The 19987-nt window shown below is 59.4% G+C and carries 15 protein-coding genes and 1 tRNA gene; 9 read left to right on the forward strand and 7 right to left on the reverse strand.

Translation table 11 applies throughout. The features are described from left to right. Positions 1 to 4 precede the first annotated feature (4 nt). Positions 5 to 2746: a DNA gyrase subunit A gene (gene gyrA, locus TRIHO_RS12730; RefSeq protein WP_068244145.1), complete on the reverse strand. Its 2742-nt coding sequence runs from the start codon at positions 2744 to 2746 to the stop codon at positions 5 to 7. A 192-nt stretch (positions 2747 to 2938) separates the two neighbouring features. Between gyrA and TRIHO_RS12735 the strand changes: the two genes are divergently transcribed. Together TRIHO_RS12735 and pgl are read left to right on the forward strand one after the other, a co-directional pair. Then, positions 2939 to 3208: an usg protein gene (locus TRIHO_RS12735; RefSeq protein WP_068244148.1), complete on the forward strand. Its 270-nt coding sequence runs from the start codon at positions 2939 to 2941 to the stop codon at positions 3206 to 3208. A gap of 118 nt (positions 3209 to 3326) precedes the next feature. Then, positions 3327 to 3998, forward strand: a complete 672-nt coding sequence (pgl, locus tag TRIHO_RS12740; protein ID WP_068244152.1) for a 6-phosphogluconolactonase — start codon at positions 3327 to 3329, stop codon at positions 3996 to 3998. An 18-nt stretch (positions 3999 to 4016) separates the two neighbouring features. On the opposite strand, the gene TRIHO_RS12745 is transcribed toward pgl, so the two are convergent. The 4 genes from TRIHO_RS12745 to TRIHO_RS23730 all read right to left on the reverse strand — a co-directional run bounded on the left by TRIHO_RS12745 (position 4017) and on the right by TRIHO_RS23730 (position 7184). Next, positions 4017 to 4493: an acyl-CoA thioesterase gene (locus tag TRIHO_RS12745; protein WP_068244155.1), complete on the reverse strand. Its 477-nt coding sequence runs from the start codon at positions 4491 to 4493 to the stop codon at positions 4017 to 4019. Between the two features lie 121 nt (positions 4494 to 4614). Next, positions 4615 to 4688: transfer RNA gene (locus TRIHO_RS12750), tRNA-Gly, on the reverse strand. Between the two features lie 88 nt (positions 4689 to 4776). Then, complete coding sequence (locus TRIHO_RS12755; RefSeq protein WP_068244158.1) at positions 4777 to 6822, reverse strand: ASKHA domain-containing protein; 2046 nt, start codon at positions 6820 to 6822, stop codon at positions 4777 to 4779. A 41-nt stretch (positions 6823 to 6863) separates the two neighbouring features. Continuing rightward, entirely contained in the window at positions 6864 to 7184 is a 321-nt protein-coding gene (locus TRIHO_RS23730; protein ID WP_131811204.1) for a hypothetical protein, read from the reverse strand. 69 nt (positions 7185 to 7253) lie between these two features. Here TRIHO_RS23730 and guaB point away from each other — a divergent pair, with 69 nt between their 5' ends. The 3 genes from guaB (at position 7254) to TRIHO_RS12770 (ending at position 12332) form a co-directional block, all read left to right on the forward strand. After that, on the forward strand, positions 7254 to 8702 hold the full coding sequence (gene guaB, locus TRIHO_RS12760; RefSeq protein WP_068244161.1) for an IMP dehydrogenase: 1449 nt from the start codon (positions 7254 to 7256) through the stop codon (positions 8700 to 8702). 51 nt (positions 8703 to 8753) lie between these two features. After that, positions 8754 to 9929, forward strand: a complete 1176-nt coding sequence (locus tag TRIHO_RS12765) for an RsmB/NOP family class I SAM-dependent RNA methyltransferase (protein WP_068244164.1) — start codon at positions 8754 to 8756, stop codon at positions 9927 to 9929. Positions 9930 to 10025: 96 nt separating this feature from the next. After that, positions 10026 to 12332 (forward strand): ATP-binding protein, encoded by a 2307-nt coding sequence (locus TRIHO_RS12770; protein WP_068244167.1) that lies wholly within the window; start codon positions 10026 to 10028, stop codon positions 12330 to 12332. Positions 12333 to 12352: 20 nt separating this feature from the next. Here the strand turns inward: TRIHO_RS12770 and TRIHO_RS12775 are convergent, their stop codons facing one another. After that, positions 12353 to 12949, reverse strand: coding sequence for a gamma-glutamyl kinase (locus TRIHO_RS12775; protein WP_068244170.1), 597 nt, complete (start codon positions 12947 to 12949; stop codon positions 12353 to 12355). 194 nt (positions 12950 to 13143) lie between these two features. Between TRIHO_RS12775 and recA the strand changes: the two genes are divergently transcribed. The 4 genes from recA (at position 13144) to TRIHO_RS12795 (ending at position 17894) form a co-directional block, all read left to right on the forward strand. Then, complete coding sequence (gene recA, locus TRIHO_RS12780) at positions 13144 to 14217, forward strand: recombinase RecA (protein ID WP_068244173.1); 1074 nt, start codon at positions 13144 to 13146, stop codon at positions 14215 to 14217. A 2-nt stretch (positions 14218 to 14219) separates the two neighbouring features. After that, a complete protein-coding gene (locus TRIHO_RS12785; RefSeq protein ID WP_068244176.1) occupies positions 14220 to 14765 on the forward strand; it encodes an MOSC domain-containing protein in 546 nt (181 codons plus the stop codon). Between the two features lie 111 nt (positions 14766 to 14876). Beyond that, entirely contained in the window at positions 14877 to 17528 is a 2652-nt protein-coding gene (gene alaS / locus TRIHO_RS12790) for an alanine--tRNA ligase (RefSeq protein ID WP_068244453.1), read from the forward strand. Between the two features lie 78 nt (positions 17529 to 17606). Continuing rightward, positions 17607 to 17894, forward strand: coding sequence for a DUF1330 domain-containing protein (locus tag TRIHO_RS12795; protein WP_068244179.1), 288 nt, complete (start codon positions 17607 to 17609; stop codon positions 17892 to 17894). A gap of 162 nt (positions 17895 to 18056) precedes the next feature. Here TRIHO_RS12795 and typA read toward each other — a convergent pair whose 3' ends face one another. Next, a complete protein-coding gene (typA, locus tag TRIHO_RS12800) occupies positions 18057 to 19877 on the reverse strand; it encodes a translational GTPase TypA (protein WP_068244182.1) in 1821 nt (606 codons plus the stop codon). Between the last annotated feature and the right edge of the window lie 110 nt (positions 19878 to 19987).

The raw sequence follows: 19987 nt of genomic DNA on the forward strand, positions 1-19987 counted from the left end.
GATCTTATTCTTCTTCGACGTCTTCATCACCGCTGTCGGCGATCCAAGCGACGGAAACAACTTCTTCGCCTTTTCCGGTGTTGAAAACCCGAACCCCCCCGGCAGAGCGTGAGCGGAACGAGATCCCATCAACGGGCACCCGGATCGACTGCCCCTTGGAGGTCGCAAGCATGATCTGATCGTCCATTTCAACCGGGAAAGAGGCAAGTAGGGCGCCGCCGCGCATCGCCTTGTCCATCGCGGTGACGCCAAGACCGCCACGCCCGCGGACCGGATAATCGTGCGAGGAGGAGAGTTTGCCTTGCCCACCAGAGGTGATGGTCAGGATCAAATTCTCGGCGGCTGACATTTCCGCATAACGTTCGGGGCTTATGGTCGCGTTTTCATTGGTTTCTTCGTCGGTGCTGCTTTCTGCGTCATCAGCAAGGCCCGCAACGGCGCGGCGCATTTTCAGATAGGCGGCGCGCTCATCCGAGGAGGCATCGAAATGACGGATCACTGACATGGAGACCACTTCCTGGCCTTCGCCAAGCTTGATCCCACGGACGCCAACGGAATTCCGAGAATTGAAGACACGGACCTCGGTTGTCGGGAACCGGATCGCGCGACCGGTATTTGTTACCAGCATGATATCGTCATCTTCAGAACAGATGCGGGCGTTGATCAGCTTGGTCTCGGCGTGTTCGTCTTCGAACTTCATCGCGATCTTGCCGTTTCTCATCACATTTGTGAAGTCCGACAAGCGGTTACGGCGCACAGTTCCTGCAGATGTCGCAAAGATGATCTGCAGATCCTGCCATTCATCTTCGGCACGATCCACCGGCATGATGGCAGCGATCGACACACCTGTGGGGATCGGCAGAATGTTGACGATTGCTTTGCCCTTTGACGTGCGGCCGCCCTGTGGCAGGCGCCATGTCTTGAGCTTATAGACCATCCCGTCGGTGGTGAAGAACAACAGCTGTGTGTGGGTGTTGGCCACAAACAGCGTTGTTACAACGTCCTCTTCCTTGGTCTGCATCCCGGACAGGCCCTTGCCGCCGCGCTTTTGCGCCCGGAAATCAGCCAGCGGAGTCCGTTTGATATAGCCGCCGGAGGTCACGGTAACGACCATGTCCTCGCGTTCAATCAGATCCTCATCTTCCATATCGCCGGACCAATCGACGATCTCGGTGCGCCGAGGCACGGAGAAACTGTCGCGAACCTCGGTCAGCTCGTCAGCGATGATCCCCATAATGCGTTCGCGCGAGGACAGGATTTCCAAGTATTCCTTGATCTTTCCGGCAAGTTCTTCAAGTTCGTCGGTGACTTCCTTGACACCAAGCTGGGTCAGGCGCTGCAGACGAAGTTCAAGAATGGCCCGCGCCTGTACTTCGGACAGGAAGTAGGTCCCGTCGTCGTTCATCGTATGGGTCGGATCATCAATCAGACGGATGTAGGCCGCGATATCCGCGGCCGGCCAGCGCCGGGTCATCAGCTTTTCGCGCGCAGTTGCGGCGTCGGCCGAAGACCGAATGGTCGCGACGACTTCATCCACGTTGGAAACTGCGACGGCCAGACCACAAAGAACGTGGCTGCGCTCACGCGCTTTGCGCAGGTTGAAGGCGGTCCGACGTGCAACAACATCTTCGCGAAAGTCTATGAAAGACGTCAGGAATCTGCGCAGGGTCAGCTGCTCGGGGCGGCCGCCGTTCAGCGCCAGCATATTGCAGCCAAAGGAGGTCTGCATCGGTGTGAACCGGAACAGCTGGTTCAGAACCACTTCGGCGGTTGCATCGCGTTTCAGCTCCACCACAACCCGCACTCCGTTGCGGTCAGATTCATCCTGAACGTGCGAGACCCCTTCGATCCGTTTTTCGCGCACCTGCTCGGCGATCTTTTCGATCATCGACGCCTTGTTCACCTGATAGGGAATCTCATCGACAACAATGGCGTAGCGATCTTTCCTGATCTCCTCAACGCGGGTCTTGGCGCGAATGACGACGCTGCCGCGGCCTTCCAGATAAGCCTTGCGCGCTCCAGAGCGCCCAAGCATGACACCACCGGTTGGAAAGTCGGGCCCGGGAACATATTGGATCAGCTGCTCACTGGTCAGATCCGGGTTTTCGATCAATGCAAGCGTTGCGTCGACCACTTCGCCCAGGTTGTGAGGCGGAATGTTGGTCGCCATGCCAACCGCAATACCACCGGCGCCATTGACCAACATATTGGGAAAACGCGCGGGCAGGACGGTGGGCTCTTTGTCCTTGCCATCATAGTTGTCCTGGAAATCGACGGTTTCTTTTTCGATGTCCGCCAGCATGAAGGCGGCGGGCTTGTCCATCCGCACTTCGGTGTAACGCATGGCCGCGGCATTGTCGCCGTCCATGGAGCCAAAGTTGCCCTGGCCATCAAGCAAGGGCAGCGACATGGAAAAATCCTGCGCCATCCGCACCAGCGCGTCGTAGATCGCGCTGTCGCCATGCGGGTGATATTTACCCATCACGTCGCCAACCGGGCGCGCTGATTTTCGATAGGCTTTGTCGTGGGTGTTGCCAGTCTCATGCATCGCATAAAGAATGCGTCGATGAACCGGCTTCAAGCCATCGCGCAGGTCTGGAATTGCCCGGCTGACAATAACCGACATTGCATAGTCGAGGTAGGACGTCCGCATCTCGGATTCGATAGAAACGCTCGGCCCATCATAGGCAGAGCGTTTCGGCGGGATTTCGTCCATGTTTTCAGGGGTTTCCGGCGTATCACTCACGTTGGCTGCCCGCTTTTCTTGTTTTATCTATATGTTGTGGAAGGACCTTATCAGACTGCGCATATGGCGTGCAAGCAACCAGCCCACCTTTGCTTGGCAGCCGCGCCCCATAACTGATAACAGTTTGATTTATTTAAAAATTTACCACTATGCCTTAGGCTGATCCCATCGATCAGTGAAAGGAGAACCAATATGGGCTCATCAGAAGCGGAATTGATGCTGCGGGGCTATGGCCTCACGACTGCGGAATTTACCTACCATATGCCAGACTTTTCGCATGTTCTGAATACGTTTGTCTGGCAGGACTACGATCTTGCGCCGGATCATCCCCGATTGTTGTCGTTCATCGATTTCTGGAAAGAAGAGATCGATGGTGCGTTGCACCACGTTCGGTTTTCTCACCGAAAACAGGTTTCGGGTGGGGAATGGCGCAACCTCACGGGTGAATTTTTTGTAAATTGACTCCGGCCAGGGCATGCGTTGACCGACCTTGCCCTTGGCCAGCATGGCCCCCTGTGACACACTCTGCGCGATGGTGGACACATCCTGTCGTGCCACCTCCGAATTGAGGACAAGGGTCATGGAAATAAAAGAGTATCCGGACAGAGAGATGCTTTCGATCTCAGTTGCAAACCGGATCGCAGGCGATTTGAAGAACCACTTGCTGCGCAACGGCACCGCAGCGATTGCGGTTGCGGGGGGCACCTCGCCAGGGCCGGTGTTCGACGATCTGTGTGCGGCGGAACTCGACTGGAGCAACGTCTGCGTCATGGCGTCGGACGAGCGATGGGTGCCGGAAGACAGCGACCGGTCAAACGCCAAACTGATCCGAAGCCGTCTGCTCACCGATCGGGCGGCAGCGGCAACATTTCTGCCATTCTATCAGGATGGTGTGGAGCCGGAGGATGCCATCGGATCCCTGTCTGAAAACGTGCGCGCGCAGGGCAACCTGGCGGTCGCGTTGCTGGGCATGGGGGCCGACATGCACACGGCCTCGTTGTTCCCGGGTGTTCCGGGCCTCAAAGCCGCCCTGTCGCCCGACGCCCCAGAGGTTGCGATCCTGCGCCCGGACAGTCAGCCGGAGGCGAGGATTTCGCTGACCGCGCGGGTCCTGGACGCTGCGATGGCGAAACATCTGCTGATTTTCGGAACTGAAAAGCGGCAGGCGCTGGAGCGTGCCTTGACCTTGCCGCCAGAAGAGGCCCCGATCCAATCCGTCCTGACTGGTTGTCAGGTGCATTGGTCGCCGTAACCTTATGTAACGTAACGGTTAACCGATCTCTTCGGCTTTGTCTATGTCGCGAAATTGCTGCCGCAGGCTGTCCGGAATAGGATAGCCGGCGGTTCCGTCATGGCTTCGAAAAACCATAACGCCACGCATGGTCGCACGCAGATCCCCAGACCAAATTTGCTGTTCGATGGTGTAGGATGTGCGCCGAAAGGACAAAACCCGTGCCGTCGTGATGTAGGTTTCGCCCAGAACCATTTCTCTTACATAGTGAATATCCGCATTGCGCACCACATGGCGCGGCTGTGCGTCACCGTCGAAGTGCTTGCGAAAGAGGCTGTTGTAGTAGTGAACGCGCAGGGCTTCAAACCAGTCGAGGTACGCTTTGTTGTTCACATGTTGCAGGATGTCAATTTCCGAGAACCGAACCCGGTCGGCCATCGCCATTGGTACCGGGGTCGGCAGTCCTTGGGACAGCTGTTCCTCGGGGCTGAGCGGGGTGAGATATCGTAGATCCATTCGGCGGTGATATCGCCGTTCCGGGAGCAGCGCAATTCAATTCTGCTGAGTGGAATTTCGGACCCCAAGCCCAAGGTGAACATCGCAGGGGAACCGCTAAAAAAGGCTGAGAAATCACATTTGGAGCGGGTAGCGAGAATCGAACTCGCACATTCAGCTTGGGAAGCTGACAGGCTACCACTACATCATACCCGCACCTGTGGAGCAGAGGTTTATGCGGCTGCGCGGTGGGCGTCAAGTGGCTGTCGCGCTGGCTGCATCGGATTTTCTGACGTCCCTTGGGTCAGCCCCTCCTGCGCCGCCGCCGTCCGCCGCCGGCCTCGCCATCGCCGCCACCTGCGTTGAACGAAACATCCGGCAGCGTCACGATCGATTTCAGGATCGGGAACGGCTCGATGGCGTTTGGTATGGCAGAGGCATTGACGAAATGTTCCTGGAACCGAGGCTCGACAGCGGTTTCGATCTTCTCGATCTCGCGCACGGTCTGTTCGATTTCGCGCCGTGCGTCGGTGTTGAGCAGGGCGATCCGGGCGCCAGTGCCCGCCGCATTGCCGGCACTGGTCACTTTCTCCAGAGGGCAATCCGGGATCATGCCCAGAACCATCGCATGTTTCGCAGAAATATGCGCCCCGAACGCCCCTGCGAGAACCACGCGGTCCACGGTATCAACGCCGATCTTGTCCATCAGCAGGCGCGCCCCGGAATAGAGCGCGGCCTTTGCCATCTGGATCGCACGAATGTCGGGATTGGTGACGGTGATCCGCGGGCCACCCTCCGCTGTTCCGTCCCACAGAAGATAGGCATGGGTGCGCCCCTCGGGGACACAACGGGCGCTGCCGGTCTGTTCGGCCGATCCAATCAGGCCAGAGGCGTCGAGCAATCCGGCAAGGCGCATCTCGGCGATGACCTCGATAATGCCTGACCCACAAATTCCGGAAATTCCCGTGGTTGCGATACTCTCTGCAAACCCTTGTTCATCCGACCAAATATCAGATCCGATAACGCGAAACCGCGGTTCTTTGGTCTCTGGGTTGATTTCAACGCGCTCGATGGCGCCCGGGGCGGCGCGCTGCCCCGAGGAGATCTGTGCCCCTTCGAAGGCCGGCCCCGTGGGCGACGAGCAGGCCAGCACCCGATCCTTGTTGCCAAGCAGGATTTCGGCGTTGGTGCCAACGTCGACAACCAGCACGAGGTCTTCGGATTTGTCCGGGGCTTCCGACAGGGCGACGGCGGCGGCGTCTGCGCCGACATGCCCGGCGATGCAGGGAAGCAGATAGATGCGGGCCGCAGGATGCAAGTTCAGGTCGAGATCACGGGCGTCCAGGGCAAGCGAGTTTGCGGTCGCCAGCGCAAAGGGGGCCTGGCCCAGCTCGAAAGGGTCAATTCCGATCAGTAGGTGGTGCATCACCGGATTGCAGACAAATACCGCATCCATGATCAGCGTCTGGTCGATCTCTGCTTCAGTGGCGATCTGGCTGAACAGCGTATTCAGCCCCTCACGCACTGTCCGCGTCATTTCCAGATCGCCGCCCTTGTTCATCATGGAATAGGAAACCCGGCTCATCAGGTCTTCGCCGAAACGGATCTGCGGATTCATGATGCCAGAAGAGGCCACGACTTCTCCGCTTTTCAGATCGCACAAATGGGCGGCAATGGTGGTGGAGCCGAGGTCAATCGCGATCCCGTAGACGGTCCCCTCGTAATATCCTGGCCAGATATGCATGATACGGGGCGCGAGTTCTCCCGCGCCAAGATGCAGCGCGACGGTGACCTTCCACGCGCCTTTGCGCAGCGCCGGTTGTAGCGAGCGCAGAATGTGAAGATCGCTCTTTACACCCTTGATATCCCACTGGGTCTCAAGCGCCTCGCAGAGCCGTTCAAGATCCCCGGTCGGCTTGTGCATATCCGGTTCCTCGACGTCGACATAGACCAGGCGAATAGAGGGATTCATCACGATATCACGAGCTTCGGCGCGTTTTCTCACGACCTGCTTGTGGACCTGGCTTTCAGGTGGAACATCGATCACGACATCGGTCTCGATCTTTGCCTGACAGCCAAGCCGCCGACCATCAATCAAACCCCGTTTGTCCTTGTAGCGTTGTTCCACCTTGTTCCATTCGGACAGGGCACCGTCCTGCACCGTCACCCCATGTTTGGCGAATTCACCGTAGGAGGGGGTGATCTGACATTTGGAACAAATGCCGCGCCCGCCGCAGACCGAGTCGAGGTCCACGCCCAATTGCCGCGCCGCCGTCAGCACCGGCGTGCCCGCGGGGAACCGTCCACGCTTGCCGGATGGAGTAAACACAACGAGGGGATCGTTTGACATGCCGCAAGCCCTTATGTTCCGTCATTCATGCGCAGCATATGTCACTTTTTGTTCGGCGAAAGGCAAGCACCGCCGTTTTTCGATCCGGAGGCGGCATCGGGCCATGGTTTGCCCGCCTTTTGTTTGGTCTCGTTCGATGCCATGAAAAGAGATGCCGTGGTTTTTTCTGCGTTTTTTGCACCTGTAGTGTAATTGCGCGTGCGGCCTGATCGATGAGCCTTCGACAATGGATCTGCCAGGCGAGCGCAGTTCTGCGCTGATTTGGCGCAGCCGAAACCCGGTGGTGATAACGCACAAACGATAACAACCGCCTGTCTGACACAGCTGCGATGGAAGGGCTGGATGTGGTAAAATCCCTGCACCCTCTTTCCCCTTCCTGGAAACTGTGCAATAGGGTCACCGCCAAACGGTGTTTTGCATGGGGAAGACAAATGCAGATTCGTGAGGCTCTCACCTTTGACGATGTTTTGCTGGTTCCGGCCGCGTCCAGTGTTCTGCCGAACACGGCGGATACGCGCACTCGGGTGACCCGCGCGATCTCACTCAACATTCCATTGTTGAGCTCTGCCATGGATACGGTGACGGAATCGCGCATGGCGATCAGCATGGCGCAGGCCGGTGGCATGGGGGTTATTCACAAGAACCTTGATGTTGCGGAACAGGCCCGCCAGGTGCGCCGGGTGAAGCGGTTTGAAAGCGGGATCGTCTATAATCCGATCACGCTGCGCCCCCATCAGACCCTGGCCGATGCCAAGGCCCTGCAGGAACGTTACCGCGTGACGGGGTTCCCGGTGGTGGATGATCAGGGCCGTGTGGTCGGCATTGTGACCAACCGGGATATGCGGTTTGCGTCCGACGACAAGACACCGGTTTCCGTGATGATGACCTCTGCCAATCTCGCCATGTTGCAAGAGCCCGCAGAGCGTGAAGAAGCCAAATCTCTGATGCGGGCGCGGCGCATTGAAAAGCTGCTGGTGACCGACAAAACGGGCAAGCTGACCGGGCTTTTGACGCTGAAAGACACTGAGCAGGCCGTACTGAACCCGACCGCCTGCAAGGACGATCTGGGCCGCCTGCGGGTGGCTGCGGCGACCTCGGTCGGCGACAGCGGCTTTGAACGGTCCGAGGCTTTGATTGATGCCGGTGTCGACATCGTTGTGGTTGATACGGCCCACGGCCATTCAGCAGGGGTTCTTGAAGCTGTAAAGCGGATCAAGGCATTGTCGAACGAAGTTCAAGTGATCGCCGGCAATGTCGCGACCGCGGATGCGACCCGCGCGCTGATTGATGCCGGGGCAGATGCGGTCAAAGTCGGGATCGGCCCCGGTTCGATCTGCACCACACGGATGGTCGCCGGGGTTGGCGTGCCACAGCTGACGGCTATTATGGATTGTGCGCGGGCGGCGGATGACACGCCGATTATCGCCGACGGTGGCATCAAATTCTCTGGTGACTTTGCCAAGGCGATTGCGGCAGGCGCCTCCTGCGCTATGGTCGGTTCCATGATTGCGGGCACGGATGAGTCTCCGGGCGAGGTAATCCTGTATCAGGGCCGGTCCTTTAAATCCTATCGCGGAATGGGGTCCATGGGGGCAATGGCCCGGGGCTCCGCGGATCGGTACTTTCAGAAAGATGCGGCCAGTGACAAGCTGGTCCCCGAAGGAATTGAAGGCCAGGTCCCGTACAAGGGCTCTGCTGGTGCGGTTGTTCACCAGCTTGTCGGCGGCCTGCGCGCCGCGATGGGGTACACAGGCTGTGCCACCATCGAGGATATGCGGAAAAACTGCGAATTTGTGCGCATCACCGGCGCGGGTCTAAAGGAGAGCCACGTTCATGATGTTCAGATCACACGCGAGTCGCCCAACTACCGGATCGGGTGAACCCCCGATGAAAAATGATCCCCACAGGCCCCTGTGGCAAGGCGTCGGAACATGACGCCGGGCGCGCGGGTTCAGGCCGCGATCGAGATTCTGGATGAGATCCTTGCGGGCACTCCGGCAGAAAAATCTCTGACCAATTGGGGGCGGCGCAGCCGGTTCGCGGGTTCCAAAGACCGGGCTGCCGTGCGTGATCACGTGTTTCATGCGCTGCGCTGCATGCGGTCCCATGCGGCGCTTGGTGGCGCCATGTCTGGCCGTGGACTGCTGATTGGCGGTCTGCGAGATGCGGGCGTCGATCCGTCGCAGCTCTTTACCGCAGAAGGGCACGCACCGGGTGTGCTGGCAGAGGCGGAGCTGGAGCAGCCACCGCTTGACGCGGAGTCCGCCGAAGGGTTGGACATTCCCGATTGGCTTTGGCCGCTGTTTTGCAAAAGCCTCGGGGCGGAGGCGCAAGCCGCAGCCGCCGTGCTTCGGACACGGGCTCCGGTGTTTCTGCGCGTCAACCTGACAAAAATCGAACGTGCGGACGCAATCCTGCGCCTCGCACAAGAAGAGGTTGTCACCCTGCCGCATGACGCCTCGGCGACAGCACTTGAAGTGACCGAAGGGGCACGGCGGGTCAAAAACACCCAATGTTACCTCCAGGGCCTTGTGGAATTGCAGGACGCGGCCAGTCAGGCGGTGGTTGATACGCTTCCTTTGCAAGATGGTCAGAGGGTTTTGGACTTTTGTGCCGGGGGCGGCGGAAAAACACTGGCGATGGCAGGTCGGGCGCAACTGTCGCTTTTTGCCCATGATGTGGATCCGCGCCGGATGACGGATGTTCCGAACCGGGCGGAGCGGGCAGGGGTGCAGATAACCTGCCTGACGACCGAAGAGCTGGCGACAACCGGCCCGTTTGATGTGGTCTTTTGCGATGCGCCCTGTAGTGGCTCCGGGTCCTGGCGACGCGATCCGGAGGGCAAGTGGCGGCTGACATCGGATCGGCTGGAAGAGCTTGTGGCCCTTCAGGCCGAGATCCTGGATCAGGCGGCCATGCTTGTGTCGCCGGACGGCGTGCTTGCCTTTGCCACATGTTCGATGCTCGATGTTGAAAACGGGCTGCAATCCCGGGCGTTTGTGGCGCGAACCCCAGGCTGGAAAATCGCGCAAGAAGCCGCTTGGCACGTCCAGAACGGCACCGATGGGTTCTATGTTTCGGTGTTCCAGCGTACAAAAACCGGTTAGTGCCTTGGAAAGTTTTTCGTTTCGCCGCCTTAGTTAACTCCGCCTTAACCAAGGTTGTCGCGATAGTGCAGCATGAAGAATGTTAACGGAGTCGAAATGATCGGTCGCGCCTCCTCGATCGTACCGGACCTGAAGGGACGCGCTCCCGAACAGGTCCGGCTTGTGATGACCGTTTGTATCGCGATGATGCTCATCGCGTCGCCCTGGATCTTACCGGTTCCGGAGTGGGCGGCGCGTGCGCTAATTGCGGTTGGGCTGACGCTGGGCGGGGTTGCCGTTCTGATTTTGGTGCAGGCCCGCGTGCAAGGCAACGCCCGCGCCATGGCCAGCGCGCTGCTGACCAGTTTCATCGAGAAGGACGCAACACCGAGTTTTGCGACGGACGACGACGGTGTCATCCATGCCTGCAATTCTGCGGCGTTGAAACGCTTTGACAGCTCCGAAAGCGAGACGATATCGGGCACTCTGCGCGCCATCCTGGCCAACCCGTCGGCGGTTCTGTTTCGGTTGCAAAGCCGGGCAAAGCTGGAAGGGGCCGCGCGCGAGGACATTGTGACCCGCCGGGGTCATATGCGGTTGTCGGTGCACGAGATGACCACTGGCAGTTTCCTGTGGCGGATCGAGGACATGGGCGAACGTCCGGCCGGGCGCGCCGCAGATACCAATCCTGTGCCAATGATTTCCATTGGTCGGACGGGGGCGGTCTTGTTCATGAACGAAGCGGCCCGCAATCTGATCGGCGAGCGGGTCAAGTCCACGGACCGGCTGTTTTCCTCGCTGCCCGTCATCCCGAACCGCATCAATACCATCATGACAAAGTCGGGACCGGTGGATGTGCTTGTCAGTGAACAGGAGCGGGCGCAGGGGCGCAGCGAGCTGTATTTCCTGAAATCGGACGCGCAGGACAACGCCTCGCACGCCAGTTTCGAGACCCTTCCGGTGCCATTGCTGAAGATCGGCTCCGAAGGAGAGGTCCTGGCCGTCAACCGCATGGCCATGCGGCTACTGGGAATTGAAAAGGCCGAAGGCGTGCATCTGGGGCAGCTGATGGAGGGCCTTGGCCGTCCGATGAACGATTGGCTGCTCGAAACCATCAAGGGGCTCGCGCCACATAAGTCAGAGTTTCTGCGCGTCAGTCGGGACGACAGAGAAGTCTTTGTCCAGGTGACCCTGACCCGCGTTGTCGAAGATGGCGAAACCTTGTTGATGGCGGTCCTGAATGACGCGACCGAGCTGAAAACGCTGGAAGCGCAATTTGTGCAGAGCCAGAAAATGCAGGCGATCGGTCAACTTGCGGGCGGCGTCGCACATGACTTCAACAATCTTCTGACGGCGATCTCCGGCCATTGTGACCTGTTGCTGTTGCGGCACGATCAGGGGGACCAGGACTTTGGCGATCTGATCCAGATCCATGAAAATGCCAATCGTGCGGCGGCGCTTGTTGGTCAGCTGCTGGCGTTTTCACGCAAACAGACCCTGCAGCCAGAAATTCTGGATGTGCGCGAAACCCTGTCCGATCTGACCCATCTGTTGAACCGCCTTGTCGGTGAAAAGGTCTCCCTCACCCTGAGCCATGATCCGGTGATGCGCTCCATCCGGGCGGACAAGCGGCAATTGGAACAGGTGCTGATGAACCTGGTGGTGAACGCGCGGGACGCCATGCCATTGGGCGGCGAAATTCGGATCGAAACGGAGGTCGTCTCTCTCGAAACCGCGCTGGAGCGCGACCGCGCCGTGGTGCCGCCGGGGGAATGGGTGACCATTCGCGTCAACGACGAGGGTACCGGGATTTCGCCGGACAAACTGCAAAAGGTCTTTGAACCCTTCTACACCACCAAACGCACGGGCGAAGGCACGGGGCTTGGTCTGTCGACGGCCTACGGCATCATCAAACAGACCGGCGGTTTCATCTTTGTCGACTCGGTGCTGAACAAGGGCACGAAGTTCACGTTGTTCTTCCCGGTTTACCGCAGTGACAGCAGCGATGCAGAGGTCGCGCCGGAACCGGTGGCCAAGGCAAAGGTGACCGCGCAGCATGGCGAAGGTGTGGTGCTTCTGGTTGAGGACGAGGCGCCGGTGCGTGCGTTTGCGTCACGGGCGCTGCGGATGCGCGGCTACACCGTGCTGGAGGCCGAGTCGGCCGAGGAGGCGCTCCATACGCTTGAGGATCCGAACCTCAGCGTCGATGTCTTTGTCACGGATGTGATCATGCCAGGCATGGACGGGCCAAGCTGGGTGCGCGAGGCGCTGAAGGATCGCCCCGGGACCAAGGTGGTCTTTGTCTCCGGCTATTCTGAAGGTGCCTTTGGCGATTCCGGTCCTGATGTCCCCAACTCGGTCTTTCTGGCCAAGCCGTTTTCGCTGAGCCAGCTTACCGAAACTGTTCAACTGCAACTTCAGTAAGCCGGGGAGCGCGGCTGACCTCAGCCAGCGATGGAGGCGTAAAGCGCAAAATCCTCGGGGTGTTTGCGCTCCAGCTTGCGACGCACATCCCCGCTGAGAGAGAGATCGCCAGCGGGGCTGACGTTTTCCGGTTTCGTCTCAATCGCAATCCCGGTCCTGTCTTCCATAAACCGGTAAAGCGCGCCGAGGTTCTCATAGGCAAACAAATGCGTCACCTGGCAGCCGTTTGGTTGGCCTTCCAGGAATTTCGCCTGGCTGCCGACATTGGCGTGCGCGGGGCGCTTGCCCTTGCAGTAGTCGGTCACAAACGTGTCAAAGCTGATGCCGACGGTAGAGGTCGGCTTGCCCCTCAGGTCGGGACGTTGGCGAAACCGATACCAACTGCCCAGCCAATCCACCGGTTCCCGCATGGTGGCCGCCACCTCAAGTTCCGCGCCGCAGACTTTTTCAAACATCGGCCGTACCCAACGGTTGTAGCGATAGACCGGCGAGTGCTTCAGCTCCGGCGGATCCGAAATCACCAGATCTGCGTGCGGGCGCAGGGCAGTCATCAGCGCCGTGGTGCCGGTCTTGGGAACCGACAAAAGCACCAGTCTGGCACGGTAAAAAACCATCATGACGTAAAAGCCCCGACAATAGATAAAAGTCTCATTGCTTTGTAAACCATTCCTTAACCCCGTTGCCAGTCCCTGAAACAAGGTGGATTGGGCTTGCAATGTTCTTGTTTTGAACCCATAAGGAACAAGAGGAGAACAAAGCAGTGATTGTCGTCCGCCTCTGGGTGTGACACATAGAGAAGGACACGGGTACTATGGCGGATCTATTGACCATGAAGGACGACAAGAAGAGCGGCGACAAGAAAAAAGCTCTGGACAGCGCGCTTGCCCAGATCGAACGGCAGTTCGGCAAGGGCTCGATCATGAAGCTGGGCGATGGCACCGCCCTGCAGGAGATCGAGGCCAGTTCGACAGGCTCGCTGGGGCTGGACATCGCGCTCGGCATCGGTGGCCTGCCCATGGGGCGGATCATTGAAATCTACGGGCCGGAAAGCTCGGGCAAGACCACGCTGACCTTGCATTGCATCGCTGAACAGCAAAAAAGCGGCGGCGTTTGCGCCTTTGTGGATGCGGAACACGCGCTTGACCCGCAATACGCCCGCAAGCTGGGCGTTGATCTGGACGAATTGCTGATCTCGCAGCCCGATACCGGCGAACAGGCGCTTGAGATCACGGATACGCTGGTGCGCTCCGGAGCGGTCAACATGGTGGTTGTCGATTCTGTCGCGGCGCTGACACCAAAATCCGAACTTGAGGGCGACATGGGCGACAGCAGCGTCGGCGTGCAGGCCCGACTGATGAGCCAGGCCATGCGCAAGCTGACCGGCTCGATCAGCCGGTCCAAATGCATGGTGATCTTCATCAACCAGATCCGCATGAAAATCGGCGTCATGTTCGGCTCGCCCGAAACCACGACTGGCGGCAATGCGCTCAAGTTCTACTCCTCCGTGCGCCTTGATATTCGCCGCATCGGTTCGGTCAAGGATCGTGACGAGATCGTTGGCAACAGCACCCGCGTCAAAGTGGTGAAAAACAAGGTTGCGCCCCCGTTCAAACAAGTTGAATTCGACATCATGTATGGCGAAGGCATCTCCAAGATGGGGGAATTGCTCGACCTTGGCGTGATTGCGGGTGTGGTCAACAAATCCGGGGCCTGGTTCTCTTACGGGGACGAGCGGATCGGGCAGGGGCGCGAAAATGCCAAGACCTATCTGCGCGAAAACAAACGCATCGCCCTGGAGATCGAAGACAAGATCCGCGCCGCGCATGGGCTTGATTTCGAAATGCCACCCGAGGACAAGGACGACGATGTTTTGTTCGAAGGCTGACGATGCTGGTTAGTCAAGAAGACCTGGATGCGGCCCTGCCGTATGTGATGGCCGCCCCGAAAGATCGGGCGGCCATTTCCATGCTGTGTCTGCGTCCGGGCTATGGCAGGCGCAATTTCGTGGATGAGATTTCGGTCTCTGCAGAGCGCGGGATCGAGGGGGATCGATGGCTCGAACGCCCCTGGTTGCGGCTTGAGGATGGCCGTCCCGATCCCGGCATTCAGATTTCGATCCTGTCTCTGCGCGTGTTGGACCTTGTTTGGCGCGCGCGCAAAGACACCCCTCATCCTGGCGATACCTTCATTGTTGACATGGATCTCTCCGAGGAAAACCTGCCCGTCGGTCAATTTCTCCGGGTCGGTGGTGCTGTGCTCAAGGTCTCGGATGTGTTCAACGATGGCTGTGTGAAGTGGAAAACCCGCTATGGTGCGGCGGCGAAATGCTGGGTGGATCAGGACGAACACCATCCCCTGCGTCTGCGCGGTGTCCTGTGTTCGGTCGAGACGGCCGGGACGATCCGGACCGGGGACCTTCTGTCCAAGGCATAGCGGCACGGGGCACACGGGCGGGCCAGATCGGTTTTTGGGCGGTGGACAGCCTCGCACAGGCGAGATAAACCGCCTAGGATTGTTCCCTTCACATCAGAGAGCCGCGTGATCATGCCCAGCTTGAACGACATTCGGTCGACCTTCCTCAACTATTTTGCCAAGCAGGGCCACGAGGTTCTGGATTCCAGTCCGCTTGTCCCGCGCAATGACCCGACCTTGATGTTCACCAACTCAGGGATGGTGCAGTTCAAGAACTGCTTCACCGGGCTTGAAAAACGCGACTATGTCCGGGCGACAACTGCACAAAAATGTGTGCGCGCCGGCGGCAAGCATAACGACCTCGACAATGTCGGCTACACCGCGCGCCACCATACTTTTTTCGAAATGCTGGGGAACTTCTCCTTCGGGGATTACTTCAAATCCGAGGCCATCCCCTTTGCCTGGGAGCTGATCACGCGCGAATTCGGCATTCCCAAGGACAAGCTCTACACCACCGTTTACCACACCGACGACGAAGCGTTTGAGATCTGGAAAAAGGTCGGTGTGCCCGAAGACCGCATCATCCGCATCGCGACGTCGGATAACTTCTGGCAAATGGGTCCCACCGGACCTTGCGGTCCCTGCACCGAGATCTTTTACGATCATGGCGACCATATCTGGGGTGGTCCTCCCGGCTCTCCCGAGGAAGACGGCGACCGGTTCATCGAAATCTGGAATGTCGTTTTCATGCAGAACGAACAGTTCGAAGACGGCTCGATGAAAGCTCTCGACATGCAGTCGATCGATACCGGCATGGGGCTGGAGCGGATCGGCGCCTTGTTGCAGGGCAGCCATGACAACTACGATACGGATCTGTTCAAGGCACTGATCGAAGCTTCGGCCGATGTCACCAATGTCGATCCCTATGGCGACCAGAACGTGCACCACCGGGTGATTGCGGACCATTTGCGCTCGACCTCTTTCCTGATGGCCGATGGCGTGATGCCTGCCAATGACGGCCGTGGCTATGTGCTGCGTCGCATCATGCGCCGGGCCATGCGTCACGCGCATCTGTTGGGGGTAAAAGATCCGGTGATGCACCGGCTTGTGCCCGCTTTGGTTCAGCAGATGGGGGCGGCCTATCCCGAACTGCGTCAGGCGCAGTCGATGATCGAAGAAACGTTGAAGCAGGAAGAAACCCGGTTCAAACAAACCCTGGATCGCGGTCTGAAACTGTTGGACGACGAGATTCTGGATCTTGATGACGGCGCGCCATTGCCCGGCGCCGCCGCGTTCAAGCTCTATGATACCTACGGTTTCCCGCTGGATTTGACGCAGGATGCACTGCGCGAAAAGGGCCGCGAGGTGGACACCGACGGATTTGCCGCCGCCATGGCAGAACAAAAGGCCAAGGCGCGCGCCGCCTGGGCCGGTTCGGGCGAGGCGGTGGACAGCACGGTCTGGTTCGACATCGCCGATGCCAAGGGCACCACGGATTTCCTCGGCTACGAGACCGAGCAAGCCGAAGGGCAGATCGTCGCCCTGGTCAAGGACGGCGCTGAGGTTCGCGAAGCCGGGCAGGGCGACAGTGTCCAGGTGGTTCTGAACCAGACGCCCTTCTACGCCGAATCCGGCGGACAGGTTGGCGATCAGGGTGTGATCCGCGTCGAGGGCGGTGCCGTGCAGGTGACCGACACCAAAAAGGTCGCGGGCGTCTTTATTCACATCGGCGCGGTGATCGAAGGTCAGGTGACCACTGGCGCCGCTGCACAGCTAGAGGTCGATCACGAGCGTCGGTCGGCTATTCGTGCAAATCACTCCGCGACCCACTTGCTGCACGAGGCCCTGCGCGAGGCGCTTGGCGATCATGTGGCACAGCGCGGATCGCTCAATGCTCACGACCGCCTGCGGTTCGATTTCAGCCATACCAAGGCGCTGAGCGAAGCCGAATTGCGCCAGGTCACAGCAGACGTCAACCGCTATATCCGCCAGAATTCCACGGTCGAAACCCGGATCATGACCCCGGACGATGCCCGTGCTCTTGGTGCGCAGGCGCTGTTTGGCGAGAAATACGGCGACGAGGTTCGCGTTGTCTCGATGGGGAAGGCCGCCACCGGCAAGGGGAAGAACGGCGACACCTATTCGCTGGAGTTGTGCGGCGGCACCCATGTCAAGCAGACCGGTGACATCGGGACCTTCGTGATCCTCGGTGACAGCGCGTCGTCGGCCGGGGTGCGCCGGATCGAGGCGCTGACCGGCGCGATTGCACTGGAGCATCTGGAAGGCGAAGCCGCGCGTATGGCGGAGATCGCAGGTGCGCTGAAAACTCAACCGACCGAGGTGATCGATCGGCTGAAATCCCTGATGGACGAGCGCAAGGCGCTGCAGAATGAGATCTCAAACCTCAAGCAGCAGATTGCAATGGGGGGCGGTTCCGATGGCGCTGCAGAAACCCGCGAGATTGGCGGCAAGACCTTTCTGGGGCAGGCGCTTCAGGGCGTGTCCGGCAAAGATTTGCGGGGATTGATTGATGCCCACAAGCAAAAAATCGGCTCGGGCGTCATCCTGTTGATTGCCGAAGACGAGGGAAAAGTCGCGGTTGCGGCCGGGGTCACTGACGATCTGGTGGCTGAGATCTCAGCCGTTGACGTTCTGCGCGCGGCGGTTCCGGCCGTTGGCGGCAAGGGCGGCGGCGGTCGCCCGGATATGGCGCAGGGCGGTGGCAAGGATTTTGCCGGAGCGGAGGACGCGATCAAGGCCGCAGAGGCCTTGCTTGCCAGCTGACCATTGGATCAAACCACTTGGCCTGACGGGCAGACATTCTTTTGCCTGCCCGGCGGTCGAACAAGAGAGGAGGCTTTGATGCCCGCACTTTGGATTGCACATGTCACTGTCACGGATCAGGAGGCCTACGGTCAATATGCCGAGCTGGCCGGTCCGGCCATCGCCAAACATGGCGGCGAATTCATCGCTCGTGGCGGTCGTTTTGTTCAGCTGGAAGGCAAGGAGCGCCCGCGCAATGTGGTTGCCCGGTTCCCCAGCGTCGATGCTGCCGTAGACTGCTACAACAGCCCGGAATACCAGGAAGCGCTGGATCACGCGCGCGGCGCCTCGGAACGAGAGCTGATGGTCGTCGAAACCAGCGACTGACCAGGCATTGGGTTGCATAGATTCAACGAAGGGCGCCATCTGGCGCCCTTTTCTTTGCATTCGCACCTGAGCGCACTGGGCATGTAGAACAGGCGTTCCGACATCAGGCGTTGCCAACAAAAAAGGCCGCCAGATCGGCGGCCTTTTGAGTATTTGCAGTGCTTACTGGTTGGCTTTGGCCATCCGCTTGCGTTCATGCGGGTCAAGATAACGCTTGCGCAGACGAATGGAGGTGGGCGTCACTTCGACCAGCTCGTCATCGTTGATATAGGCAATCGCTTCTTCCAGTGACAGCGTGACGGGTGTCGTCAGGCGAACCGCGTCATCGGTGCCAGAGGCCCGAACGTTGGTCAGCTTTTTCCCCTTCAGCGGGTTCACTTCCAGGTCATTTTCGCGGCTGTGCTCGCCGATGATCATACCCTGGTAGATATCGGCCTGCGCACCGATGAACATCTTGCCACGCTCTTCGAGGTTCCACAGCGCATAGGCGACAGACTGTCCGTTCTCCATTGAGATCAGCACACCGGCGCGCCGGCCCGGAATAGACCCCTTGTGCGGTGTCCAGCCGTGGAACACACGGTTCAGAACGCCGGTGCCGCGGGTGTCGGTCAGGAACTCGCCGTGATAGCCGATCAGCCCGCGCGAGGGCACATGGGCGATGATGCGGGTCTTGCCGGCGCCAGCGGGTTTCATCTCGACCAGCTCACCTTTGCGGTTGCCGGTGAGTTTTTCGATCACGACGCCGGAATATTCGTCATCCACGTCGATGGTGGCTTCCTCGACCGGCTCCATGCGCTGGCCGTTTTCTTCGGTGAACAGCACCTGCGGACGCGAGATTGACAGCTCGAACCCTTCGCGGCGCATGTTCTCGATCAGAACGCCCATCTGAAGTTCGCCGCGACCGGCAACCTCAAATGCTTCGCCGCCGGGTGTGTCGGTGACCTCGATGGCCACGTTCAGTTCGGATTCCTTCATCAGGCGGTCGCGGATAACGCGCGACTGCACCTTCTTACCGTCCCGACCGGCCAGCGGGCTGTCGTTGATGCCAAACGTCACAGTAATGGTCGGAGGATCAATCGGCTGGGCGGGCAGCGCCTCGGTCACGGAGGTATCCACCAGGGAGTCCGCAACGGTCGCCTTGGTCATGCCAGCAATGGTCACGATGTCACCGGCTTCGGCGATTTCAATCGGTTGCTGGGACAGGCCGCGGAACGCGAGGATTTTGGTGGCGCGGAAGTTTTCGATCAGCTCGCCTTCGCGGCTCAGCGCCTTGAGGCTCTCGCCGATCTTGAGCGTCCCGCTTTCAACGCGGCCCGTCAGAATGCGGCCCATGAACGGATCCGCACCAAGCGTGGTCGCCAGCATGCGGAAGGGTTCTTTCATCTGGGCGATCTGCTTGGGCGCAGGCACGTGCTTGACCACCATGTCAAACAGCGCGTCGAGGTTCTCGCGCGGGCCGTCCAGCTCCATATCGGCCCAGCCGGAACGACCCGAGGCATACATCGACGGGAAATCCAGCTGGTCGTCATCGGCGCCGAGATTAGCAAACAGGTCGAAACACTCGTCCAGCGCGCGATCCGGCTCGGCGTCGGGTTTGTCGACCTTGTTCAGCACCACAATGGGACGCAGGCCCAGGGCCAGGGCCTTGGACGTCACGAATTTGGTCTGCGGCATCGGGCCTTCGGCGGCGTCCACCAGCAAAACGACTCCGTCCACCATCGAAAGGATCCGCTCGACCTCACCACCGAAATCGGCGTGACCGGGGGTGTCAACGATGTTGATCCGGGTGCCTTTCCATTCGACCGAGGTACATTTGGCCAGAATGGTGATGCCGCGTTCGCGTTCCAGGTCGTTGGAATCCATGGCACGTTCTGCCACGGCTTGGTTTTCGCGGAATGCGCCGGATTGTTTAAGTAGCTCGTCAACCAGTGTCGTTTTACCGTGGTCAACGTGCGCGATGATCGCAATATTGCGCAGGTCCATGGGTCATGCCTTTAATTGGGGTTGCCGCGCGCATACCGTGATACCCGGCCAAAGGCCAGAGGAAATACGGTCTTGATCACTTTCTGACGCCGCGCTGCCGCATCGGCCAC

Origin of the sequence: Tritonibacter horizontis, from assembly GCF_001518015.1 — a bacterium.
Lineage (GTDB): Bacteria > Pseudomonadota > Alphaproteobacteria > Rhodobacterales > Rhodobacteraceae > Epibacterium > Epibacterium horizontis.